Origin of the sequence: Streptomyces sp. NPDC059373 (genome assembly GCF_042751495.1) — a bacterium.
Taxonomy (GTDB): domain Bacteria; phylum Actinomycetota; class Actinomycetes; order Streptomycetales; family Streptomycetaceae; genus Actinacidiphila.
In genome coordinates this window covers 163,138-183,576 of record NZ_JBHYXC010000010.1, presented here as the reverse complement: position 1 = coordinate 183,576, position 20,439 = coordinate 163,138, and the positions used below count along the sequence as shown (strand labels likewise).

General features: G+C 69.2%; 19 protein-coding genes and 1 riboswitch. Of the genes, 5 read left to right on the top strand and 14 right to left on the bottom strand.

Annotation, left to right across the window (positions count from 1 at the left end):
* Nucleotides 1-120 precede the first annotated feature (120 nt).
* Both ACFXJ5_RS17350 and ACFXJ5_RS17345 read right to left on the bottom strand, forming a co-directional pair.
* On the bottom strand, nucleotides 121-1,539 hold the full coding sequence (locus ACFXJ5_RS17350; protein WP_384631265.1) for an NYN domain-containing protein: 1,419 nt from the start codon (nucleotides 1,537-1,539) through the stop codon (nucleotides 121-123).
* Nucleotides 1,540-1,636: 97 nt separating this feature from the next.
* Entirely contained in the window at nucleotides 1,637-1,900 is a 264-nt protein-coding gene (locus tag ACFXJ5_RS17345) for a hypothetical protein (RefSeq protein ID WP_384631247.1), read from the bottom strand.
* A gap of 130 nt (nucleotides 1,901-2,030) precedes the next feature.
* On the opposite strand from ACFXJ5_RS17345, the gene ACFXJ5_RS17340 reads away from it, so the two are divergent.
* Together ACFXJ5_RS17340 and ACFXJ5_RS17335 are read left to right on the top strand one after the other, a co-directional pair.
* The gene (locus ACFXJ5_RS17340) at nucleotides 2,031-2,807 is read left to right on the top strand and encodes a rhomboid family intramembrane serine protease (protein ID WP_384631246.1); all 777 of its coding nucleotides are present in this window, start codon (nucleotides 2,031-2,033) and stop codon (nucleotides 2,805-2,807) included.
* Complete coding sequence (locus tag ACFXJ5_RS17335; RefSeq protein WP_384631245.1) at nucleotides 2,804-3,085, top strand: Lrp/AsnC family transcriptional regulator; 282 nt, start codon at nucleotides 2,804-2,806, stop codon at nucleotides 3,083-3,085. Before ACFXJ5_RS17340 ends, ACFXJ5_RS17335 begins: the two co-directional genes overlap by 4 nt.
* A 222-nt stretch (nucleotides 3,086-3,307) precedes the next feature.
* Here ACFXJ5_RS17335 and ACFXJ5_RS17330 read toward each other — a convergent pair whose 3' ends face one another.
* The 6 genes from ACFXJ5_RS17330 to ctaE all read right to left on the bottom strand — a co-directional run bounded on the left by ACFXJ5_RS17330 (nucleotide 3,308) and on the right by ctaE (nucleotide 10,612).
* Nucleotides 3,308-4,660: an aminotransferase class V-fold PLP-dependent enzyme gene (locus tag ACFXJ5_RS17330; protein WP_384631244.1), complete on the bottom strand. Its 1,353-nt coding sequence runs from the start codon at nucleotides 4,658-4,660 to the stop codon at nucleotides 3,308-3,310.
* 132 nt (nucleotides 4,661-4,792) lie between these two features.
* A riboswitch (SAM riboswitch) is annotated at nucleotides 4,793-4,909 on the bottom strand.
* 369 nt (nucleotides 4,910-5,278) lie between these two features.
* Complete coding sequence (trpD, locus tag ACFXJ5_RS17325; RefSeq protein WP_384631243.1) at nucleotides 5,279-6,304, bottom strand: anthranilate phosphoribosyltransferase; 1,026 nt, start codon at nucleotides 6,302-6,304, stop codon at nucleotides 5,279-5,281.
* A gap of 126 nt (nucleotides 6,305-6,430) precedes the next feature.
* Nucleotides 6,431-8,062 carry a cytochrome bc1 complex cytochrome b subunit gene (gene qcrB / locus ACFXJ5_RS17320; protein WP_384631242.1) on the bottom strand — a complete coding sequence of 544 codons (1,632 nt, stop codon included), beginning with the start codon at nucleotides 8,060-8,062 and terminating at the stop codon, nucleotides 6,431-6,433.
* Nucleotides 8,059-9,090 (bottom strand): cytochrome bc1 complex Rieske iron-sulfur subunit, encoded by a 1,032-nt coding sequence (qcrA, locus tag ACFXJ5_RS17315; RefSeq protein ID WP_384631241.1) that lies wholly within the window; start codon nucleotides 9,088-9,090, stop codon nucleotides 8,059-8,061. Before qcrA ends, qcrB begins: the two co-directional genes overlap by 4 nt.
* A gap of 8 nt (nucleotides 9,091-9,098) precedes the next feature.
* Nucleotides 9,099-9,905 (bottom strand): cytochrome bc1 complex diheme cytochrome c subunit, encoded by an 807-nt coding sequence (gene qcrC / locus ACFXJ5_RS17310; RefSeq protein ID WP_384631240.1) that lies wholly within the window; start codon nucleotides 9,903-9,905, stop codon nucleotides 9,099-9,101.
* A gap of 86 nt (nucleotides 9,906-9,991) precedes the next feature.
* Nucleotides 9,992-10,612 (bottom strand): aa3-type cytochrome oxidase subunit III, encoded by a 621-nt coding sequence (gene ctaE, locus ACFXJ5_RS17305; RefSeq protein ID WP_384631239.1) that lies wholly within the window; start codon nucleotides 10,610-10,612, stop codon nucleotides 9,992-9,994.
* Nucleotides 10,613-10,771: 159 nt separating this feature from the next.
* Here ctaE and ACFXJ5_RS17300 point away from each other — a divergent pair, with 159 nt between their 5' ends.
* Entirely contained in the window at nucleotides 10,772-11,173 is a 402-nt protein-coding gene (locus ACFXJ5_RS17300) for a hypothetical protein (RefSeq protein WP_384631238.1), read from the top strand.
* Nucleotides 11,174-11,286: 113 nt separating this feature from the next.
* On the opposite strand, the gene ACFXJ5_RS17295 is transcribed toward ACFXJ5_RS17300, so the two are convergent.
* The 4 genes from ACFXJ5_RS17295 to ctaC form a co-directional block, all read right to left on the bottom strand.
* On the bottom strand, nucleotides 11,287-12,549 hold the full coding sequence (locus ACFXJ5_RS17295) for an Ig-like domain-containing protein (protein ID WP_384631237.1): 1,263 nt from the start codon (nucleotides 12,547-12,549) through the stop codon (nucleotides 11,287-11,289).
* 132 nt (nucleotides 12,550-12,681) lie between these two features.
* Nucleotides 12,682-13,080, bottom strand: coding sequence for a cytochrome c oxidase subunit 4 (locus ACFXJ5_RS17290; RefSeq protein ID WP_384631236.1), 399 nt, complete (start codon nucleotides 13,078-13,080; stop codon nucleotides 12,682-12,684).
* Entirely contained in the window at nucleotides 13,077-14,840 is a 1,764-nt protein-coding gene (gene ctaD / locus ACFXJ5_RS17285; RefSeq protein ID WP_384631235.1) for an aa3-type cytochrome oxidase subunit I, read from the bottom strand. Before ctaD ends, ACFXJ5_RS17290 begins: the two co-directional genes overlap by 4 nt.
* On the bottom strand, nucleotides 14,837-15,790 hold the full coding sequence (gene ctaC, locus ACFXJ5_RS17280; RefSeq protein WP_384631234.1) for an aa3-type cytochrome oxidase subunit II: 954 nt from the start codon (nucleotides 15,788-15,790) through the stop codon (nucleotides 14,837-14,839). Before ctaC ends, ctaD begins: the two co-directional genes overlap by 4 nt.
* A 269-nt stretch (nucleotides 15,791-16,059) precedes the next feature.
* Here ctaC and ACFXJ5_RS17275 point away from each other — a divergent pair, with 269 nt between their 5' ends.
* Nucleotides 16,060-17,415, top strand: coding sequence for a cysteine desulfurase/sulfurtransferase TusA family protein (locus ACFXJ5_RS17275; RefSeq protein ID WP_384631233.1), 1,356 nt, complete (start codon nucleotides 16,060-16,062; stop codon nucleotides 17,413-17,415).
* Nucleotides 17,416-17,422: 7 nt separating this feature from the next.
* Here the strand turns inward: ACFXJ5_RS17275 and ACFXJ5_RS17270 are convergent, their stop codons facing one another.
* Nucleotides 17,423-18,292, bottom strand: a complete 870-nt coding sequence (locus ACFXJ5_RS17270; protein ID WP_384631232.1) for a GNAT family N-acetyltransferase — start codon at nucleotides 18,290-18,292, stop codon at nucleotides 17,423-17,425.
* A 227-nt stretch (nucleotides 18,293-18,519) separates the two neighbouring features.
* A complete protein-coding gene (gene nadA, locus ACFXJ5_RS17265) occupies nucleotides 18,520-19,695 on the bottom strand; it encodes a quinolinate synthase NadA (protein WP_384631231.1) in 1,176 nt (391 codons plus the stop codon).
* A gap of 250 nt (nucleotides 19,696-19,945) precedes the next feature.
* Between nadA and ACFXJ5_RS17260 the strand changes: the two genes are divergently transcribed.
* Nucleotides 19,946-20,296, top strand: coding sequence for a HesB/IscA family protein (locus ACFXJ5_RS17260; protein WP_384631230.1), 351 nt, complete (start codon nucleotides 19,946-19,948; stop codon nucleotides 20,294-20,296).
* Nucleotides 20,297-20,439: the final 143 nt, after the last annotated feature.

Genomic DNA, 20,439 nt, shown 5'->3' with positions numbered 1-20,439 from the left:
CCTGACCCTAGTGACCAACATGTGATCCGTTCAAATCAAAGTATGTAAAAACTCTGCCGCAACCTGTTTTCTTTACAAAGATCACACAGCCAGTGCAGGCAACCTAACGCTGAGTTCGCGTCACACCCGCGCAAGTCGCTTGAGAAGCAACGTGGAAGGCACCGGACGCGCCCCGGCCTTCGCCACTCCGTCCGCGACCTCACGGTCGGCCGAAACGACCACAACGGGACGACCGGGAGGTTCCGCCCGAACCAGACGCCGGATCAACTCGTCGGCCGTTTCGCCCGCTTTGCTGAACAGCACCCGCACCCCGCGCGGCGGCGCGAGCAGCACCGGGGCGTCCAGATCCGCCCCGTCGAAGACACACGTCACCTCGGCGCCGCTCTGGGCGGCCAGCACCGAGAGACCGCCCAGCAGCCGCAGCCGCTGCTTCTCCAACGGCAGCGCCGGATAGCCGGTCTTGGTGACGTTGTAGCCGTCCACCACGAGGTGCGCCTGCGGCAGCGCGAGCAGTTGGTCGAGCAGCGCGGGATCATTCTCGGACAAAGCACGCCGTGCGATGTCCTTCGGGCTGATGGCGCCCGGCTTGACCGCGTCGACCGTGTCGGCCGGCAGGATGCCCATCGTGTCGCGGGGCGGCAGCGCCAGCTCGCGCCGCAGCCCCGACGCGGCGTCAAGGACCGTGTCGAGCAGCAGCCGCAGCCGTACGTCCTCCACGCTGCGGCCCTCGCGTACGGCCCGGCGCCCCGCCTCCACCGCCGCCTCGGCCTCGGCGAGGCGGGACTTCAGACGGCGCCCCTCGACCTCGGCGGAGGACCGGTCGGCCGCGGCGGCGGACCGGACCTCCTCCAGCTCGTGCTCGACCTTGCGCAGGGCCGCCTCGGCCCGCTTCACGTCACTGGCCGCGCTGCGCAGCTTGCGGTGCAGCGACTCGACCTCCTTGCGGGCGGCATCCAGCTCGGCGCGGGCCCTCACGGCCTCGCCACGGGACTGCTCGCGGGCGGCCGCCAGCTCCTCGCGCAGCTGCGCCAGCTCCCGGGCGGCCTCCTCGCCGGCCCGTTCGGCGTGGGCGCGCTGCGCCTCCTCACCGGCGGCGGCGACCAGCTTGGACCACCCCGGCGGACGCAGCAGATACGCCGCCGCCGCCACGTCCAGCGGATCCACGGCGGGCGGCGGGGTGCCCGCGTCCAGGGCGTCGGCCAGTTCGGGCTGGGCCTCCCGCAGCCGGGCGGCGATCCGCTGCCGGAAGGCCGGATCGCCCTCCAGAGCGGTGGCCAGCGCCGTGGCGGCGAACTTCGCGCGGCGGCTGGGCGTGAAGCGGGCGTACGGGCGCAGCTGCGACGGCAGCTCGGCGTGCGTCAGCCCGCCGAACGCGTCCGCCGCAAGCGCCACCACCCGGTGCCGTACGCCCTCCGGGAGCGGGCGGTCCAGGGCCTCGACGGCCTGCTCGGCGGCCTCTCCGGCGGCCGACGGGGAGGCGTCAGCCACACCCTCACCGTCCTGCGCCGCCTGCGGATTACCGCCGGTCCGGTCCACCAGCCACTCCTGTCCAGTCCCTCGACGCCTCCCCCTGCTCCCCCTGTACGTCTCCATTGTCCCCCGGCGGGGGAACCACCCAGCGTCCGGCCGGGGGAGCTCAGGCCTGGGCGGACTCCGGATCCGCGGCGTTCACGCCGGGCCGGTCCACCAGCTCGACCTGGTCCACGGCGTTGCACCAGCGGCAGCGCACCGACTCGACGGCCTCGCTGATCACCTCGGTCTCCTCGACCTTCGGCTCCCCCGCGAGATCCAGGTGGACGTACTCCACAACCTTGCTCGAACGGGTCACATCGAACCGGGTCAGATTGCCGCACAACGTGCAGCGCCACCGCGTGGTGGCGGTCGGCAGGGGAACCGGCATCGGACGGACCTCTTTCGTGCTTTCGGACAGGACCGGGCTCTGGCTTCCGGCCACCCTAAGGCCTTGGCGGTACGCAGCGCTGCGGCGAGGCACGCTATGCCCCTTACGCACCTTCCGCCATGATCGCTCCATGGTCATCCCGGTGTACGACAAGAACCCGGTCCGCCGCACACCCGTGGTGACGTACGCCCTCATCGGGCTGTGCGCGCTCATCTTCCTCGCCGGCCCCGCCTCCGGCCTCAACCCCGTCTACGGCACCGGCCACCAACACCTGCTCTGCGAACAGGCCCGCTACTTCGCCCACTGGGGCGTCATCCCCGACGAGCTCTGGCACGGCCGCCTGTCACCGACCGGCCTGGACCTCCCGGCCGGCTGCACCACCCCGCGCTTCGGCAAGACACCGTTCCTGTCGGTGCTCACCGCCCTCTTCGTGCACGGCAGTTGGGTGCACCTGCTCGGCAACATGCTCTTCCTCTACGTCTTCGGCGACAACGTCGAGAACCGCATGGGCCGCGCGCGCTTCCTGCTCTTCTACCTCGCCGCCGGCTACCTCGCCACGTACGGCTTCGCCCTCGCCCACTCCCACTCCACGCAAACCCTGGTGGGCGCCTCCGGCGCCATCTCCGGGGTCCTCGGCGCGTACCTCTTCCTCTACCCGAAGGCCCGCGTCACCAGCCTCTTCCCGTTCCTCTTCTTCCTCCCCCTCCGCTTCCCCGCCTGGATGGTCCTCTGCTTCTGGTTCGCCCTCCAGTGGCTCGCCTCCCAGACCACCAGCCCCGGTCCCGGCGTCGCCTATCTGGCCCACGTCGTCGGCTTCGTCTTCGGCTTCGTCTGTACGTGGGCCTGCTTCCGCCGAACGCCTAAGCTTGAGCCCGCCCACGCGACCCAAGGAGACCTTCAGCCGTGATCACCGCGATCGTCCTCATCCAGACCAGCGTCGACCGGATCCCCGAGATCGCGGAATCCATCGCCGCCCTCGACGGCGTCAGCGAGGTCTACTCCGTCACGGGCACCTACGACCTCGTCGCCATGGTCCGCGTCGCCCGCCACGACGACCTCGCGGACGTCATCCCCGGCCGCATCAGCAAAATCCCCGGCGTCGAGGCCACCGACACCCACGTAGCCTTCCGCACCTACTCCCAGCACGACCTCGAAGCCGCCTTCGCCATCGGGCTCGACGCCTAGCGCCCAGCCCCGATCGGCCACACAGCGGCCGTCCGCCGTGCCGGGGACACCGCACCCGCCCGGGGACCCGCGAACTCGGCCCCGATCGGGCACGCAGCGACCGTCCTCGGTGCGGGCTCGACTCCCAACGCGCCTCTCGCACCGCTACGCGGGCTTCGAGCCGCTGCGCCGGACTCCGTCCGCCGTGCCGGGCGCACCGCACCCGCCCGGAGACTCGCGAACTCAGCCCCGATCGGGCACGCAGCGACCGTCCTCGGTGCGGTAGTTCCACGCCGCGCCGTCACGGACGAGCTCGGCCACCGCCGTCAGAAAGCGGTCGACGTGCTCGTCGGGCGTACCGGCGCCGAAGGACACCCGGATGGCGTTCAGCGAGCGCTCGCCGGGGGCGGCGTCGGGCGCGCCGCACTCGCCGGGGTCCTGCGGCTCGCTGCCCAGCAGCGTACGGACGAGCGGGTGGGCGCAGAACAGACCGTCGCGCACGCCGATGCCGTACTCGGCGGACAGCGCGGCGGCGAAGTGCGAGCTGTTCCAGCCGTCCACGACGAACGAGATCACGCCCACCCTCGGCGCGTCATCCCCGAACAGCGACAACACCCTCACCTGCGGCACCCTCGCCAGCCCCTCCCGCACCCGGGCCACCAGCCGCTGCTCCCGCTCGACGAGACCGTCGAACCCGGCCTCCGTCAGCGCGCGGCAGGCCGAGGCGATCGAGTAGACGCCGATCACATTGGGCGACCCGGCCTCGTGACGCGCAGCGGACTCGTGCCACTCCACATCCACCCCGCCGTCCGCCCGCCGCGCCACCCGCCGCGACGCCCCGCCCCCCGCGAGATACGGCTCGGCCTCCCGCAGCCAGTCGGCCCGCCCGGCCAGCACCCCGGAGCCGAAAGGTGCATAGAGCTTGTGCCCCGAGAAAGCGACCCAGTCCACATCCAGCTCCGCGACATCCACCGGGTGATGCGGCGCCAGCTGCGCAGCGTCCAGCACGATCCGCGCCCCATTCGCATGCGCCGCCGCAGCCAGCTCCCGCACCGGCCACAACTCCCCCGTGACGTTGGACGCGCCGGTCACACACACAAGCGCCGGCCCGTACGACTCCCGGCCGGCGAGCGCCGCCTGCAGCGTGCGTACCGCCTGCTCCGGGCTGCGCGGCGCGCTCAGATACGTCACCTCGGCGTCCCGCCAGGGCAGCAGCGAGGCGTGGTGCTCGGTCTCGAAGACGAACACCTCGCAGCCGACCGGGAGGGCGGCGGCCAGCAGGTTCAGCGAATCAGTGGTCGAACGCGTGAACACGACCTGGTCGTCGGGACGGCACCCGAGGAACTCGGCAACCGTGACGCGGCTCTGCTCGAACAGATCCGTCGACAACTGCGACAGATAACCCGCCCCCCGGTGAACGCTGCCGTAGTACGGCGCATACGCGGCGACGTCGTCCCACACCCGCTGCAGCGCCGGAGCACTCGCCGCGTAATCGAGGGCCGCGTAGGTCACCTCGCCACCGGTCACAAGCGGCACGAGCACGTCCCGGCCGAGAACGGGCAGCGGGGCAGCACAGACAGACTGGTCGACAGACATGGCAAAGCTCCTGTGGGCAAGCGGGAAGTCAGCGGAAGAAAACCCTCAACACAGCCATCACCGGCATACGGAGGGTGGCGAAACGGGGCCTTCGGGCCCTATCGCATTCGCTTGCTCATAGAAGAACTCCAGGATCCGCGCTTGCCGTGAGCCTTGCTGCTCACGGCCTGGTCATCACCCGGGGCACCCCGCCGCAGAAGGAGGGTTGCCGGACAGCGAGCCGGGGCCTTTGCGCTGTCACTCGTGACCTGCCAAGGAGTATGCCACGTGATCGTCACGCGACAAGTCGCCGTCCAAATCCCGGACACAACGTCCAGGCCCGCGCCCGGGGCACCGCCGGGTTGGGCCAGCCCTCCCCCAGCCTTCGGCCGGGGGGACCCCCACCTCGCTTCGCTCGCCTCAGGCGGACGGCCTACCCCCAACCCGGCCGGAGAGAAGGAGACGGCGGGGAGGGCCGGGGTCGGAGGGGTGGGGGTTCTGGACGCTCCGCATATTTGTGTGCGGCATGCCGGGCAAGGCAACGGACGGACCCGTCACGCACGTAAATATGTCGGTCCAGGACCCCCAGCCCCGGAGGCCCCGGACCGCACCGGCACCACGAGGGCGGCCCCGGCCCGGCTACGCGTTGGTGGCCGCCGCCCACCGCTCCAACGTCTTCGCGGCCGACCCGGAGTCGATCGACTCCGCCGCCCGCCGGACACCCGCCGCGATCTGCTCCGCCAGCGGGAGGCCCTCAACCGGCTCGAAGGCCACCAACGCGGCCGCCGTGTTGAGCAGCACCGCGTCCCGCACGGGCCCGGGCTCACCGGCGAGGACGCGCCGGGCGACCTCGGCGTTGTACTCCGCGTCCGCCCCGCGCAGGGCCTCCACCGGCACCAGCTCGATACCGACGTCACGCGGATCGAAGGGCACCTGCTCGACCGAGCCGTCCCGGACCACCCAGACCTGCGAAGTGGCCGTCGTCGTCAGCTCGTCGAGCCCGTCGTCGCCCCGGAAGACCAACGCCGAGGACCCCCGCCGAGCCAGTACGCCGGCGATGAGTCCCGCCATCCGGGTGTCGAAGCAGCCGACCGCCGATGCGGTGACCCGTGCGGGGTTGGTCAGCGGGCCGAGGATGTTGAACGAGGTCGGGATGCCCAGATCCCGTCGCGCCGGCGCGGCGAACCGCATCGCGGGATGGAACTTGGCCGCGAAGCAGAAGGTGATGCCGGTCTCCTCGACCACCTCGGCGACCCGCTGCGGCGGAATGTCGAGGTTGATACCGAGCCGCTCCAGAACGTCCGACGCGCCGCTCGCCGACGAGGCCGCGCGGTTGCCGTGCTTGACGACCTTCACGCCGGCCCCGGCGATCACGATCGCCGACATGGTCGAGATGTTCACCGTCTTGGCCCGGTCACCACCCGTGCCGACGATGTCGACCGCGGGCCCGGGGATGTCCAGCGGCAGGGCGTGCGCGTACATCGTGTCAACGAGCCCCGACACCTCCTCGACCGTCTCGCCCTTGGCCCGCAGCGCCACCATGAACCCGGCGATCTGCGCGTCGCTCGCCTCACCCTGCATGATCCGGTCCATCGCCCACGCCGTGTCGGCCGCGGTCAGGTCCTTGCCGGACAACAGCGCGCTCAACAGGTCGGGCCAGCTCATGAACCGCTCCTCGCTCCAAGTGTGTGGACGTACCCAAAGCCTAGCCGCGCCAAGGCACGGAAAAGGGCCCCGTCCAACCCACGGACGAAGCCCTTTCCCGGTGGCGCAGCGCAGCGCAGCGCGGAGCTAGTGGTGGCCGTGGCCGCTCATGATCTCCTTGTACTCCTCGGGCGTCGGCTTCGGGATCTGCGTGTCCTTGCCGTACACGCCCTGCGAGAACTTCGCACGGATCTTCGCGATCCGCCCGACCTTGCGCTCGACGCCGTTCTCGTCCACCACGGGGCCGATCTCGAGCGGCTTGGGCTGCTCGTGCGAGGTGAGCGTGTAGAGCGCGCTCTGCGGCAGCGGCTCGTGGATCTCGATGAACTCGCCGTGCGGAAGCCGCTTGATGATGCCGGTCTCGCGACCGTGCAGGATCTTGTCGCGGTCACGCCGCTGGAGGCCGAGCGCGATCCGCTTGGTCGCGATGAAGACCACCACCGGCAGCACGAAGAAGCCGATCCGGGAGACCCAGGTGATCGTGTTGATCGAGAGATGGAAGCGGGTCGCCCACAGGTCGTTGCCGCCGGCGACGAGCAGGATCAGGTAGACGCTGATCCAGGCGGCGCCGATACCGGTGCGTACCGGCTTGTTGCGCGGGCGGTCGAGCAGGTGGTGCTCGCGCTTGTCACCGGTGACCCAGGACTCGAAGAAGGGGTAGAGCCCGATGAAGGCCAGCACCAGCGGGAAGACCATCAGCGGGATGAACACACCCAGTTGGAGGGTGTGACCCCACAGGTTGATCTCCCAGCCCGGCATGATGCGGATCAGGCCCTCGGAGAAGCCCATGTACCAGTCCGGCTGGGCGTCGGTGGACACCTGGTCGGGGCGGTATGGACCGTACGACCAGATCGGGTTGACGGAGACCAGCGCGGAGATGGCCGCGATGACGCCGAAGACCAGGAAGAAGAAGCCGCCGGCCTTCGCCATGTACACCGGCAGCAGCGGCATACCGACGACGTTCTTGTTGGTCTTGCCGGGGCCGGGGAACTGGGTGTGCTTGTGGTAGAAGACCAGGATCAGGTGGGCGACCAGCAGGCCGGCCATGATGCCCGGGATCAGCAGCACGTGGATGGTGTAGAAGCGCGGGATGACGTCGTGCCCGGGGAACTCGCCGCCGAAGAGGAAGAACGAGATGTACGTCCCCACGATCGGCATCGAGAGCACCGCGCCCTCCATGAAGCGGATACCCGTACCGGACAGCAGGTCGTCCGGGAGCGAGTAGCCCATGAAGCCGTCGAACATGCCGAGGAACAGCAGCAGGAAGCCGAACAGGTAGTTCAGCTCGCGCGGCTTGCGGAAGGCGCCGGTGAAGAAGACGCGCATCATGTGGACGAGCATGCCGGCCACGAAGACGATGGCCGCCCAGTGGTGGAGCTGCCGCATGAGCAGACCGCCGCGCACATCGAAGCTGATGTGCAGGGTCGAGGCGTACGCGTCGGACATCCGGATGCCCTGCAGCGGCGCGTAGACGCCGTTGTAGGTCACCTCGCTCATGCTCGGGTGGAAGAACAGCGTCAGATAGACACCCGTGAGGATGACGATGATGAAGCTGTAGAGGCAGACCTCGCCGAGCATGAAGGACCAGTGGTCCGGGAAGATCTTCCGCATGTTGGCCTTGGCCAGGCCGTAGAGGCCCAGCCGGCCGTCGGCCCAGTCGGCCACACGCTCGCCGGCGGGCGCCTTGCCGCGCGACTTCGTGGTGTCAGTGGTACTCATCCACGCTCCCAGAAGCTCGGGCCCACGGGCTCCTCGAAGTCGCCGAGCGCTTCGAGGTATCCCTGGTCGTTCACGCTGATCCGCAGCTGCGGCAGGGCGTGGCCGGCCGGGCCGAAGATCACCCGGGCACCGTCGGACAGGTCGAACGTCGACTGGTGGCACGGGCAGAGCACGTGGTGCGTCTGCTGCTCGTAGAGGCTGATGGGGCAGCCGACGTGGGTGCAGATCTTGGAGAACGCGACGATGCCCTGGTGTGCCCACTCGCGCTCGCGCTTGTCCTTGATGTTGCCCGGAGCGATCCGGACGATCATCAGGGCTGCCTTGGCGATCTGCTCCTGGTAGTCGTCCTGCGTCTCCTCCAGGCCCTCGGGCACGGCGAAGGTCAGCGAGCCGATGGCGACGTCCTCGGGACGCAGCGGCTCGTTGGTGTTCTGGTTGATGATCAGCGTGCCCTTGGACCACAGGGTGTGCCGGAGCTTGTCCTCCGGCAGCGGTCCCAGGTCGCGGAGCAGTACGACGCCGGAGAGCGGCACCATGGCCAGCGCGCCGAACATCGTGTTGCGGATCAGTTTGCGGCGGCCGAACTGGCTCTCCTTCGCGCCCTGCGCGAAGTCGGCCAGCACCTGGGCCTTGGTCTCGGGATCGGCCTCGATCGGGTGCCGTTCGGCGGCCGTCTCGACATCGGACATGAGGGTGCGGGCCCAGTGGACCGCGCCCGCGCCGATGGTGAAGAGGGCTACGCCGAGGGTCATGCCGAGCGAGAAGTTGAGCGCGCTGACATGGCCGACCGGCCAGATGTAGACGATCTTGTCGACCGGGAAGATCACAAAGCTCGCGATGAAGGCGACGGTCGCCAGCATCGACACGGTGAACAGCAGCGCCACCGTGCGCTCGGAGCTCCTGGCAGCCTTCTCGTCGATGTCCTGACGCCGTGGTTCGTGGGGCGGCAGACCCGGGTCCGCGAACGGATTCTCCGCGAGTTCGCCCCCGTGAGCCTCGCGCTCACTTGGCAGAGTTGATTCTGACATGTCCTGACTCACGACTTCTTGGCCTTGGTGGTGTGGGCGGCGACCCAGACGGCAACGGCAATCAGGGCCCCGAGGCCGAAGATCCAGCCGAACAGACCCTCGGTGACCGGGCCGAGGCTGCCCAGCGAGAATCCGCCGGGGCTGGGCGAGTTATCACTGTTCACCTCGTTCAGGTAAGCAATGATGTCGCGCTTGTTCTCCTTCGTCAGGGTGCTGTCCGGGAAGGAAGGCATGTTCTGCGGGCCGGTGAGCATGGCCTCGAAGATGTGCTTGTTGGAGACACCCTCAAGGCTGGGCGCGTACTTGCCGTTCGTCAACGCACCGCCCTTGCCTTGGTAGTTGTGGCACTGCGCGCAGTTGGTGCGGAACAGTTCACCACCCTTTGCCATGTTGGCGCTGGTGACGTTGGTGTCGTCCTTGCTCGGGACGGACGGGCCGGGGCCCAGCGAGGCGATGTACGCGGCGAGCTGGTCGATCTCGGCCTGCGTGTAGATGACCTTCTTCGCCGGCACCTGTTCGGCGGGCTGCTGGGCCGGCATACGACCCGTGCCCACCTGGAAGTCGACGGCGGCGGAGCCCACGCCGACCAGCGTCGGGCCGTCGGAGCTGCCCTGGCCGGACGTACCGTGGCAGCTGGAGCAGCCTACGGCGTACAGCTTCTTGCCCTCTTCGATGGCAAGTGACTGCTGCGTGTCATCGGCTACGGCCTTCTGCGGAGCGAGCGCGGCGTACAGCCCCCCGGTGGCCGCGAGCGCGAGAAGTAGGACGACAAGCGCCGCCAGCGGGTGGCGCCGTCGTGCGGAGAGCTTTTTCACGGATTACCCCGGTGTCAGGATCTCTTGCGTCGATGGTTCTGGAATGTGATCGGAAGCGGCGGTACAGCTGGTGACCGCGCTCCCGATTACTTGATCATGTAGATCGTGGCGAAGAGGCCGATCCAGACCACATCGACGAAGTGCCAGTAGTAGGACACGACGATGGCCGCGGTGGCCTGCTCATGGGTGAACCTCCTGGCCGCGTAGGTCCTGCCGAGGACCAGGAGGAAGGCGATGAGACCGCCTGTCACGTGCAGACCATGGAAGCCGGTGGTCAGATAGAAGACCGAGCCGTACGGGTCGGAGGACAGCGAGAGGCCGTCGTCCTTCACCAGGCTCGTGTACTCGTAGATCTGACCGCCGACGAAGATCGCGCCCATGACGAACGTCACCATGAACCAGGCGCGAAGCTTCTTCACGTCACCACGCTCAGCGGCGAAGACGCCCATCTGGCAGGTGAAGGAGGAGAGCACCAGGATCGTGGTGTTCGTCGCGGAGAACGGAACGTTCAGCGCCGAGGCGTGTTCCTTCCAGAACTCGGCACCCGTGACCGAGCGAAGGGTGAAGTACATCGCGAAGAGGGCCGCGAAGAACATCAGCTCGGAACTCAGCCAGATGATGGTTCCGACGCTGGTGAGGTTCGGCCGGTTGACCGACGGGTGCGCGTGCCCGGTTTCTACTGCTGTTGCTGTCGCCACGACCGACATTATGTCGGTCCCTTATCCCGCGCTCACTCCGGGGGGTGCCATTCGGTGTGTCAAGGACCCGGATGGTCCCTCGAACGAGCTACCTCTCCTCCAAGCGGGCTGTTCAGGAGTAAGGTTCGGCAGCAAGTCAGACGACTCCACGACGGCGAGGAGGCACGGATGCAGGCGACCGCCACGGTGCTGGTCTACAGCGACGACGCGAACACCCGGGAGCAGGTCCGGATGGCCGTCGGACGGCGTCCCGCAGCCGATGTGCCGCCCGTCGAGTACGTGGAGTGCGCGACGCTTCCGGCCGTCCTCAGCACCCTTGAGCAGGGCGGCGTCGATGTCTGCGTGCTCGACGGCGAGTCGGTGCCCGCCGGTGGCATGGGCGTCTGCCGCCAGATCAAGGACGAGATCTTCAACTGCCCGCCCGTCCTTGTCCTCATCGGCCGCCCCCAGGACGCCTGGCTGGCCACCTGGAGCCGCGCCGACGCCGCCGTCTCCCACCCCGTCGACCTCGTAGAACTCGCAGCCGCCCTCGCCGGCCTCCTCCGCCACCGCCTCTCCCTGGACGCCTGAGCGGTTTCCTTTACCCCGGGTTGTGGGTGGGCCGTCCGCCTGAGGCGAGCTGGCACAACCCAGGCACCGCCGGCAGCCGCCCACGGACCCCTGCCCCGCAGGCGCCAGGGGCGTTACGCCCCCGGCTGGAGGCGTGCGGGTGAGGCGGCCTGCGGGGCTGACGACGGCGCCTGAACGGGCTGCTGAGCGCCGGTGGCGCTGCCGCGCTGCCAGGCGTCCCAGGTGAGGTTCCAGTCGCCGAAACCGTTGTCGAAGGGGGTCATGGTGGCCCCTTGGCTGTTGATGACGCGGACGAGGTCGCCGCGGCGGACCTGGTCGAAGAACCATTTGGCGTTGCTCATGCTCATGCCGGTGCAGCCGTGGCTGACGTTGGCGCGGCCCTGGGAGCCGACGGACCAGGGGGCGGCGTGGACGTATTCGCCGCTCCAGGTCACCCGGGTGGCCCAGCGGACGGGGAGGTCGTAGGCGTCGCGGCTGCCGGCGGCGATGCCGACGGTGGTGCTGTTCATCCGTACGAAGGACTCCTGGCCCAGCACGACCTTGATGCCGTTGCGGGTGGAGAAGCCGGGCTTGCCGGTGGTGACGGGGATGGTGCGGACGGTCCTGCCGTTGCGTTTGAAGGTCATGTAGTGCGAGCCGGCGTCGGTGATGGCCTCGACACGGTCACCGGTGTGGAGCGTGAGCGGCTTCGCGGGGCCGCCGTACATGGAGTCCTTGACGTGGACGCCGTCCAGGGTGCTGCGGATGTCGATGCGGGCGTGCGTGGGCCAGAAGACGCGCGGGCGGTAGTGCAGGGTGCGGTTGTCCACCCAGTACCAGGCGCCCTCGGCGGCCTGCGGGGCACTGCCGACGTGCAGGTTGCGCTCGACCAGGGCGCGGGCGGCGGAGCCCGTCACGGGGGCGCTCAGCTCGGCGGTGATGGGCTGGCCGACGCCGTACGTGCCGCTGTCGGGGCCGAAGGTCACCCTGAGCAGCTTGTCGGCGGCGGCGGTGTCGAAGCCGATGACCCGGCGGCCGGGGCGGCCCTTGTGGTCCTCCGTGCTCACCCGGACCGTGTAGTGGGCGCCTGCGACGAGGGCGGAGGTGCTGCGCCACCTGGTGCCGTCGGCGGAGAGTTTGCCCCGCACGTAGCGCCCTGCGGCGTCCGTGGCCGTCACATCCGTGATCCGGTGTCCGTCACCCTTGACGGTGACCTCCAGCGGCTTCTTCGGATCGACCTTCTTCGAGCCCGCGCCCGCGTACGAGACCTGGCTGGTCGCGTCGTACGGCGCCGCCGCGAGCGGATTGCCATCCCCACCGCAGGCGGTGAGCCCTGCGGCGAGTGGGGCTATGAGGAGCGTGCCGACCGCCGTCCGGCGGAGAGTTGAGTGACGCATAGTCACACGCTAGGCAGCCGCGCCACCCCTGGCGCGCCGAGCGCGTACGAACGGGCGACGGCCCGGGACGGCGAACGCCCGGGGCCCGGACACCGTGCGGTGTCCGGGCCCCGGGCGGAAGGCTTCGCGCGCCTACTGGGTGCGGCTCTCGCCGCGGTAGTACTCGAAGACCCAGCCGAACAGGCCGATCAGGATGATCGGGGCCGAGAAGTACGCCAGCCACCAGCCGAAGATGATCGCGAGGAAGAAGATCGCGCCACCGCTGGCCAGGGCGAGCGGCTGCCAGCTGTGCGGGGAGAAGAATCCCAGCTCACCGGCGTCGTCGGCGACGTCCGCGTCCTCGCGGTCCATGGCACCCGTGTCCGCCCGGCGGGCGGTGAAGGCCAGGTAGAACCCGATCATCACGCTGAGGCCGAAGGACATGAAGAGCGCGGTGGTGCCGACCGCCTCGTGCGACCAGACGCCGTAGACGATGGCCATCGCGAGGATGAACGCCGCGAGCCACAGGAACAGCTTGCCCTGGAACTTCACTTGCCGGCCTCCGTCTCATCGGCACCGGAGCCGCTGCCGGCCAGGGCCTTGTCGCCCTCGCCGACGTTCTCCAGCTGGTCGAGCGCCGCGATCTCGGGGTGGTGCAGGTCGAACGCGGGGGATTCGGACCGGATGCGCGGCAGGGTGAGGAAGTTGTGCCGCGGCGGCGGGCAGGAAGTCGCCCACTCCAGGGAGCGGCCGTAGCCCCACGGGTCGTCGACCTCGACCTTCTTGCCGTACTTGGCGGTCTTCCACACGTTGTAGAGGAACGGCAGTATCGACAGCCCGAGCAGGAAGGAGCTGATCGTCGACACGGTGTTCAGCGTGGTGAAACCGTCCGCCGCCAGGTAGTCCGCGTAGCGGCGCGGCATGCCCTCGACGCCCAGCCAGTGCTGGACCAGGAAGGTGCCGTGGAAGCCGATGAACAGCGTCCAGAAGGTGATCTTGCCGAGCCGCTCGTCCAGCATCTTGCCGGTCCACTTCGGCCACCAGAAGTGGAAGCCGGCAAACATCGCGAAGACCACGGTGCCGAAGACGACGTAGTGGAAGTGCGCGACGACGAAGTACGAGTCGGAGACGTGGAAGTCCAGCGGCGGGGCCGCCAGGATCACACCGGTCAGACCGCCGAAGGCGAAGGTGATCAGGAAGCCGATCGACCACAGCATCGGGGTCTCGAAACTCAGGGACCCCTTCCACATCGTGCCGATCCAGTTGAAGAACTTCACACCGGTCGGTACCGCGATCAGGAAGGTCATGAAGGAGAAGAACGGCAGCAGCACACCGCCGGTGACGTACATGTGGTGCGCCCACACCGTCACCGAGAGGCCGGCGATGGAGATCGTCGCCGCGATGAGGCTGACGTAACCGAACATCGGCTTTCGGCTGAAGACCGGGATGACCTCACTGATGATGCCGAAGAACGGCAACGCGATGATGTACACCTCTGGATGGCCGAAGAACCAGAAGAGGTGTTGCCATAGCAACGCCCCTCCGTTCGCGGCATCGAAGACATGCGCTCCGAACTTGCGGTCCGCCTCCAGAGCGAGCAGCGCGGCGGCCAGCACCGGGAAGGCGAAGAGCACCAGGACACCGGTGAGCAGGACGTTCCAGCAGAAGATGGGCATCCGGAACATCGTCATGCCGGGGGCGCGCATGCAGATGATGGTGGTGATGAAGTTGACCGAGCCGAGGATCGTGCCGAAGCCGGAGAAGGCCAGACCCATGATCCACATGTCGCCGCCGATGCCCGGCGAACGGACCGCGTCGGTCAGCGGGGAGTACGCGAACCAGCCGAAGTCCGCCGCACCCTGCGGGGTGAGGAAGCCACCGACCGCGATCAGCGAGCCGAACAGGTAGAGCCAGTAGGCGAACATGTTCAGCCGCGGGAAGGCGACGTCGGGGGCACCGATCTGGAGCGGCATGATCCAGTTCGTGAAGCCCGCGAAGAGCGGGGTCGCGAACATCAGCAGCATCACGGTGCCGTGCATCGTGAAGGCCTGGTTGAACTGCTCGTTCGACATGATCTGCGTGCCCGGCCGCGCCAGCTCGGCGCGCATCAGCAGGGCCATGATGCCGCCCATGATGAAGAACGCGAACGAGGTGATGAGGTAGAGGCTGCCGATCGTCTTGTGGTCGGTGGTCGTGAGCCACTTGATGACGACGGCACCGGGCTGCTTGCGCCGTACGGGGAGCTCGTCCTCGTACGCGTCTTCGGCGGCGGCCTCTGCCGCGCCACCCTGGGGTTCGTTGAGAATGCTCACTGGGTCTTGGTCTCCGCATTCTTGGCGTTGCCCGTGGTGGCAATGCCTGCCGGCACGTAACCGGTCTGGCCCTTCTTCGCCAGGTCGTTCAGGTGCTGCTTGTACTGCGCCGGAGTGACGACCTTGACGTTGAAGAGCATCCGGGAGTGGTCCACGCCGCACAGCTCGGCGCACTTGCCCCTGAAGGTGCCCAGCTTGCTCGGGGTCACCTGGAAGACGTTGGTGTGGCCGGGGATGACGTCCATCTTCATGAGGAAGCTGATCGGCCAGAAGGAGTGGATGACGTCACGCGAGGTGAGGACGAACCGTACGCTCTCGCCCTGGGGGAGCCACAGCGTCGGGCCCGGGTTGCCGGTCTGCGGGTTCTTGGTGGCCGGCGTGCCGAAGTCGTAGACGCCGTTGGCGTTGGCCGGGGCGTCGAGCTTCTTCGCCGAGATCGTGGACAGCGCGCTCATGTCGGTCGGCGACTTGTTGGCGTCGACGTGCTCGACATAGTTGAACGCCCAGCTCCACTGGAAGCCGACGACGTTGATGACGTGGTCGGGCGTCTTGGAGGTCTCCAGGAGCTTGGACTCATCACGGGCGGTGAAGTAGAAGAGCACCGAGATGATGACCAGCGGAACCGTGGTGAACAGGGCCTCGATCGGCATGTTGTAGCGGATCTGAGGCGGAACCTCCACCTTCGTGCGGCTGCGCCGGTGGAAGATCACGCTCCAGAGGATCAGGCCCCAGACGAGACAGCCGACCGCGAGGGCGGCGGCCCAGGAGCCCTGCCAGAGCGAGAGGATCCGCGGTGCCTCTTCCGAGGCGGGGGTGGGCATGCCGAGGCGGGGGAAGTCCTCGTATGTGCAACCCGTGGCGGTCGCAAGGACCAGGCCCGCAGCCAGCGCCTGCGGCAGCTTCCGCCGCATCGGGCGCCGCGACGAGCGGTCGGAGCCGTTGGGACTCACGTAGCGCCTTCCCGAGAGTCTCGCCCGCGCGTCGTCCGAGATCCCGGCCTGTGCTGGTCGGTCCGCCCGGGCGCGGGCAGTGGTGTGGATGTTTATGCGGACCAAACCCTACTGGACGCTATTTGGGGTCGCGCGGGGAGGGGGTCCAACGCGCCGGGGCGGCCCCCGAAGGGATGGAAAGGGGCCGGAAACGGCCCTGCATGCGCCGCGAATGCGCTCTGCGAGGGGCCTGTCTGACGCTCCGCCGGAGACGGCGTTACGGTTCCGATGTGTCCTACTTCGATGCCGCCTCCGCCGCTCCGCTGCATCCCGTGGCCCGGCAGGCCCTGCTCGCCGCGCTCGACGACGGCTGGGCCGACCCCGGGCGGCTCTACCGCGACGGGCGGCGGGCCCGGTTGCTGCTGGACGCCGCGCGGGAGGCGGCGGCGGAAGCCGTCGGCTGTCGTCCGGACGAGCTGGTTTTCACTCCTTCGGGCACCCGGGCGGTGCGGTCGGGGGTGGCAGGCGCGCTGGCCGGCCGGCGGCGGACGGGGCGTCACGCCGTCGTGTCGGCGGTCGAGCACTCCGCCGTGCTGCACGCGGTGGAGGACGGCGAGGTGAGCGAGGTCGCCGTCGACCGTACGGGACTGGTCGACGCGGAGGCCTTCGCCTCGGCCCTCAGGGAGGACACCGCGCTGGCCTGCCTGCAGTCCGCCAACCACGAGGTCGGCACGCTCCAACCGGTGGCCCAGGTCGCCGAACTGTGCCGGGCGGCCGGCGTCCCGCTGCTGGTCGACGCCGCCCAGTCGCTGGGCTGGGGCCCGGTCGAGGGCGGCTGGTCCCTGCTGGCGGCAAGCGCGCACAAGTGGGGCGGGCCGCCGGGCGTGGGACTGCTGGCGGTGCGGAAGGGCACGCGCTTCGTCCCTCAGGGCCCGGTGGACGAGAACCTCCCCGCGATCGTCGCGGCGGCGGCCTCTCTGCGGGCCGTCCGGGCGGAGGCGGCGTCCTCGGGCGAGGCCGACCGGCTCTCGGGGCTGGTCGAGCGGATCCGGGCCCAGGTGCCGCTGCTTGTGCCCGACGTGGAGGTCGTCGGGCACCCGGGGCTGCGCCTCCCGAACATCGTCACCTTCTCCTGTCTCTACGTGGACGGCGAGGCCCTGCTCCACGAGCTGGACCGGGCCGGGTTCGCCGTCTCGTCCGGTTCGTCCTGTACGTCCAGCACGCTGGTGCCGAGCCATGTGCTGCGCGCGATGGGCGTCCTGTCCGAGGGCAACGTCCGCGTGTCGCTGCCGCGCGGGGTGGAGTCGGCCGAGGTGGACCGCTTCCTGACCGTCCTGCCGGAGGTCGTGGCCGCCGTCCGCGAGCGGCTGGGCGCTCCGGCGCCTTCGGCTTCGTCCCCGGCGCAGGCCGACCCGGACCAGCCCGCGCTCGTCGTCGATTCGCTGGGCAAGCGGTGCCCGATTCCCGTCATCGAGCTCGCGAAGGTCATCGGCGACGTTGCCGTCGGCTCCATCGTGTCGGTCCTCTCCGACGACGAGGCCGCGCGGCTCGACATCCCGGCGTGGTGCGACATGCGCGACCAGGAGTACTTGGGCGAGCACGACGCGCCGCGCGGCGTCGCGTACTGGGTCCGCCGCGTCGGCTGACGGGGCGTTACAGGAACGCGCCCGACGGCACGTACGGCGCGGGCGGCCGCATGCCGCGCAGGCAGATGTAGCCGGCGTTGGTGATGTCGAGGCCTGCCGTCAGGCCGACGTCGAGGGCCCATTGCTGGTCGGCGGTGAGGTCGGATACGTACGCGTCGGTCCCCTGCGGAAGGCTCAGGAGGGCCGCGGTGAGGAGCCGGGTGGCCAAGCGGCGCGACGTGGCGGCGAGGAGTTCGACGCGGCCGTCGGGGCGGAGGTAGCAGTAGCCGCTCCCGGCGAGGTCGTCGACGACGAGGAGGGCGCAGTCGCGCAGGAGTTGGTCGTGGTCGGGGCCGTGGGCGCCGCCACGGGTGCGGCGGGCGACGGAGTCCATGAGGTCGCGGTGCTTGGCGGAGCCCTCGTGGACGGGACCGTCCGGCGCGGGGAGACGTGCCTTGTCGACGGCGCCGGTGAGCCGCATGGCGGGGTGGAGGGCGAAGCCGGCCCGGCGGTAGGTGGCCGCCGCACGCGGGTCGCGGGAGCCGCAGATGATGCCGCGCAGGCAACCGCGGCCGTAGAGCATCGCTGCGGCCAGAAGTTCGCGGCCGACGCCTCGCCCCTGGGCCTCGGGCAGTACCACGAAGGTCGACAGCCCCCACGTCCCCTCCCGCCGAAGCGACAGCGCCGCGCCCACCGGCATGCCGGACACCTCGTCCACTGCGAGCCAGCAACCCCCCGGGTCGGTACGCGCGAGGTGCCGGCACCGCTCCCGATGACGTACGGCCCGCCCAGGGTCGTCCGGCACCGGGAACACCCGCGAGGACCCGAAAGCGGCCGCGGAAACAACCCGCACCGCCTCGGCGTCCTCCTCGTCATCACGCAGAGGCCGCAGAAGCACGGCGCCACATTACGACGCGCGGCACCCCGGCACGACGGCCGGAGGCCGGCGCAGCCGTCCCGAAGCAAGCGAAGCGCCCGCGAGGGCGGCGTCAAGAAACGCAGCGCACGGCGCCACATTACGACGCGCCCGCACCCGGCACGACGGCCGGAGGCCGGCGCAGCCGCCCCGAAGCAAGCGAAGCGCCCGCGAGGGCGGCGTCAAGAAACGCAGCGCACGGCGCCACATTACGGAAGGGCGAGCATCTGCTCCAGGGCGAGCTTCGCGAAGTGCTCGGTGTCGTGGTCGACCTGGATGCGGTTGACGACCTTGCCGTCGGCGAGGGACTCGAGGGTCCACACGAGGTGGGGGAGGTCGATGCGGTTCATGGTCGAGCAGAAGCAGACGGTCTTGTCGAGGAAGACGATCTGCTTGTCCGGGTGGGCCTTGGCGAGGCGGCGTACGAGGTTGAGCTCGGTGCCGATAGCCCAGGCGGATCCGGCGGGGGCGGCGTCGAGCGCCTTGATGATGTATTCGGTGGAGCCGACCTGGTCGGCCGCCGACACGACCTCGTGTTTGCACTCGGGGTGGACCAGGACGTTGACGCCGGGTATGCGGGCGCGGACGTCCTCGACCGACTCCAGGGAGAAGCGGCCGTGGACCGAGCAGTGGCCGCGCCAGAGGATCATCTTGGCGGCGCGGAGCTGTTCCACCGTCACTCCGCCGCCCGGCTTGTGCGGGTTGTAGACCACGCAGTCGTCGAGCGAGAAGCCCATGTCGCGTACCGCGGTGTTGCGGCCGAGGTGCTGGTCGGGGAGGAAGAGGACCTTCTCGCCCTCGCCGAAGGCCCATTCGAGGGCGCGCTTGGCGTTGCTGGAGGTGCAGATCGTGCCGCCGTGCCGGCCGGTGAAGGCCTTGATGTCGGCGGAGGAGTTCATGTACGAGACGGGGACGGTGACGTCCGCGATGCCGGCGTCGGTCAGGACGTCCCAGCACTCGGCGACCTGCTCGGCGGTGGCCATGTCGGCCATGGAGCAGCCGGCGGCGAGGTCGGGAAGGATGACGGCCTGGGCCTGGGAGGTGAGGATGTCCGCGGACTCGGCCATGAAGTGGACACCGCAGAAGACGATGTACTCGGCCTCGGGGCGGGCGGCGGCGTCGCGGGCGAGTTTGAAGGAGTCGCCGGTGACATCGGCGAACTCGATGACCTCGTCACGCTGGTAGTGGTGGCCGAGGATGAAGACCTTCTCCCCGAGCTTGGCTTTGGCGGCGCGGGCGCGCTCGACCAGGTCCGGGTCGGACGCTGCGGGCAGATCACCGGGGCAGTCCACGCCGCGTTCGCTGCGCGGGTCGGCCTCGCGGCCCAGCAGGAGCAGGGCGAGCGGGGTGGGCTGGACGTCCAGCGGTTCGGTGGTGGTGGTCACGGGCCGGAGCCCTTTCTCTGCGGGTCGTGGTTCTCGGCGGCTCAAACCTTTATCGTCTATTTGACGCTATCTATCATAACCCGTTCGCGTCAGCCTGACGATGGCGCTCGCGTCAATGTGACGCATTCCTGGACCGGGCCGGGGTGTGCGAGCATGGATCGAAGAAAGACGTACCGGACCCGGAATGAATCCGGGGCACCACCGGTTAATCGTCGGTGGCAGCAGTCCGTACAACCCGGGAGATAAGCAGATGACGGTTCAGGACGAGACCAGCACGGACGGCATCCTTCTGTCCCACTCGGCGGCCGCCAAGGTCAAGGCCCTGCTGGACCAGGAAGGCCGCGAGGATCTTGCGCTGCGTGTCGCCGTCCAGCCCGGCGGCTGCTCCGGCCTGCGATACCAGCTGTTCTTCGACGAGCGCTCGCTCGACGGCGACGTCGTGAAGGACTTCAGCGGTGTGAAGGTCGTCACCGACCGCATGAGCGCGCCCTACCTCGGTGGCGCCTCCATCGACTTCGTGGACACGATCGAGAAGCAGGGCTTCACGATCGACAACCCGAACGCCACGGGCTCCTGCGCCTGCGGCGACTCGTTCCACTGAGCTTCAGCACACACGAGTGGCGGGCCCCCCGCCGGGGGCGCCCCGTATGTGGGGGGGGACATATTTGTTGGGACTTGATTGTGGTGACGTTGTAGGGGCCCCCCTGCCCTGGAAAGGGGCGTCGCCCATCCCGGGGGCCCCCC

Bases quoted from the DNA above. Each gene is read 5' to 3' on its own strand.
- ACFXJ5_RS17340 (WP_384631246.1), top strand. From the start codon at position 2,031: ATGGTCATCCCGGTGTACGACAAGAACCCGGTCCGCCGCACACCCGTG.
- ACFXJ5_RS17330 (WP_384631244.1), bottom strand. From the start codon at position 4,660: ATGTCTGTCGACCAGTCTGTCTGTGCTGCCCCGCTGCCCGTTCTCGGC.
- ACFXJ5_RS17260 (WP_384631230.1), top strand. From the start codon at position 19,946: ATGACGGTTCAGGACGAGACCAGCACGGACGGCATCCTTCTGTCCCAC.
- trpD (WP_384631243.1), bottom strand. From the start codon at position 6,304: ATGAGCTGGCCCGACCTGTTGAGCGCGCTGTTGTCCGGCAAGGACCTG.
- ACFXJ5_RS17345 (WP_384631247.1), bottom strand. From the start codon at position 1,900: ATGCCGGTTCCCCTGCCGACCGCCACCACGCGGTGGCGCTGCACGTTG.
- ACFXJ5_RS17300 (WP_384631238.1), top strand. From the start codon at position 10,772: ATGCAGGCGACCGCCACGGTGCTGGTCTACAGCGACGACGCGAACACC.
- qcrA (WP_384631241.1), bottom strand. From the start codon at position 9,090: ATGTCAGAATCAACTCTGCCAAGTGAGCGCGAGGCTCACGGGGGCGAA.
- ACFXJ5_RS17295 (WP_384631237.1), bottom strand. From the start codon at position 12,549: ATGCGTCACTCAACTCTCCGCCGGACGGCGGTCGGCACGCTCCTCATA.
- ctaE (WP_384631239.1), bottom strand. From the start codon at position 10,612: ATGTCGGTCGTGGCGACAGCAACAGCAGTAGAAACCGGGCACGCGCAC.
- qcrB (WP_384631242.1), bottom strand. From the start codon at position 8,062: ATGAGTACCACTGACACCACGAAGTCGCGCGGCAAGGCGCCCGCCGGC.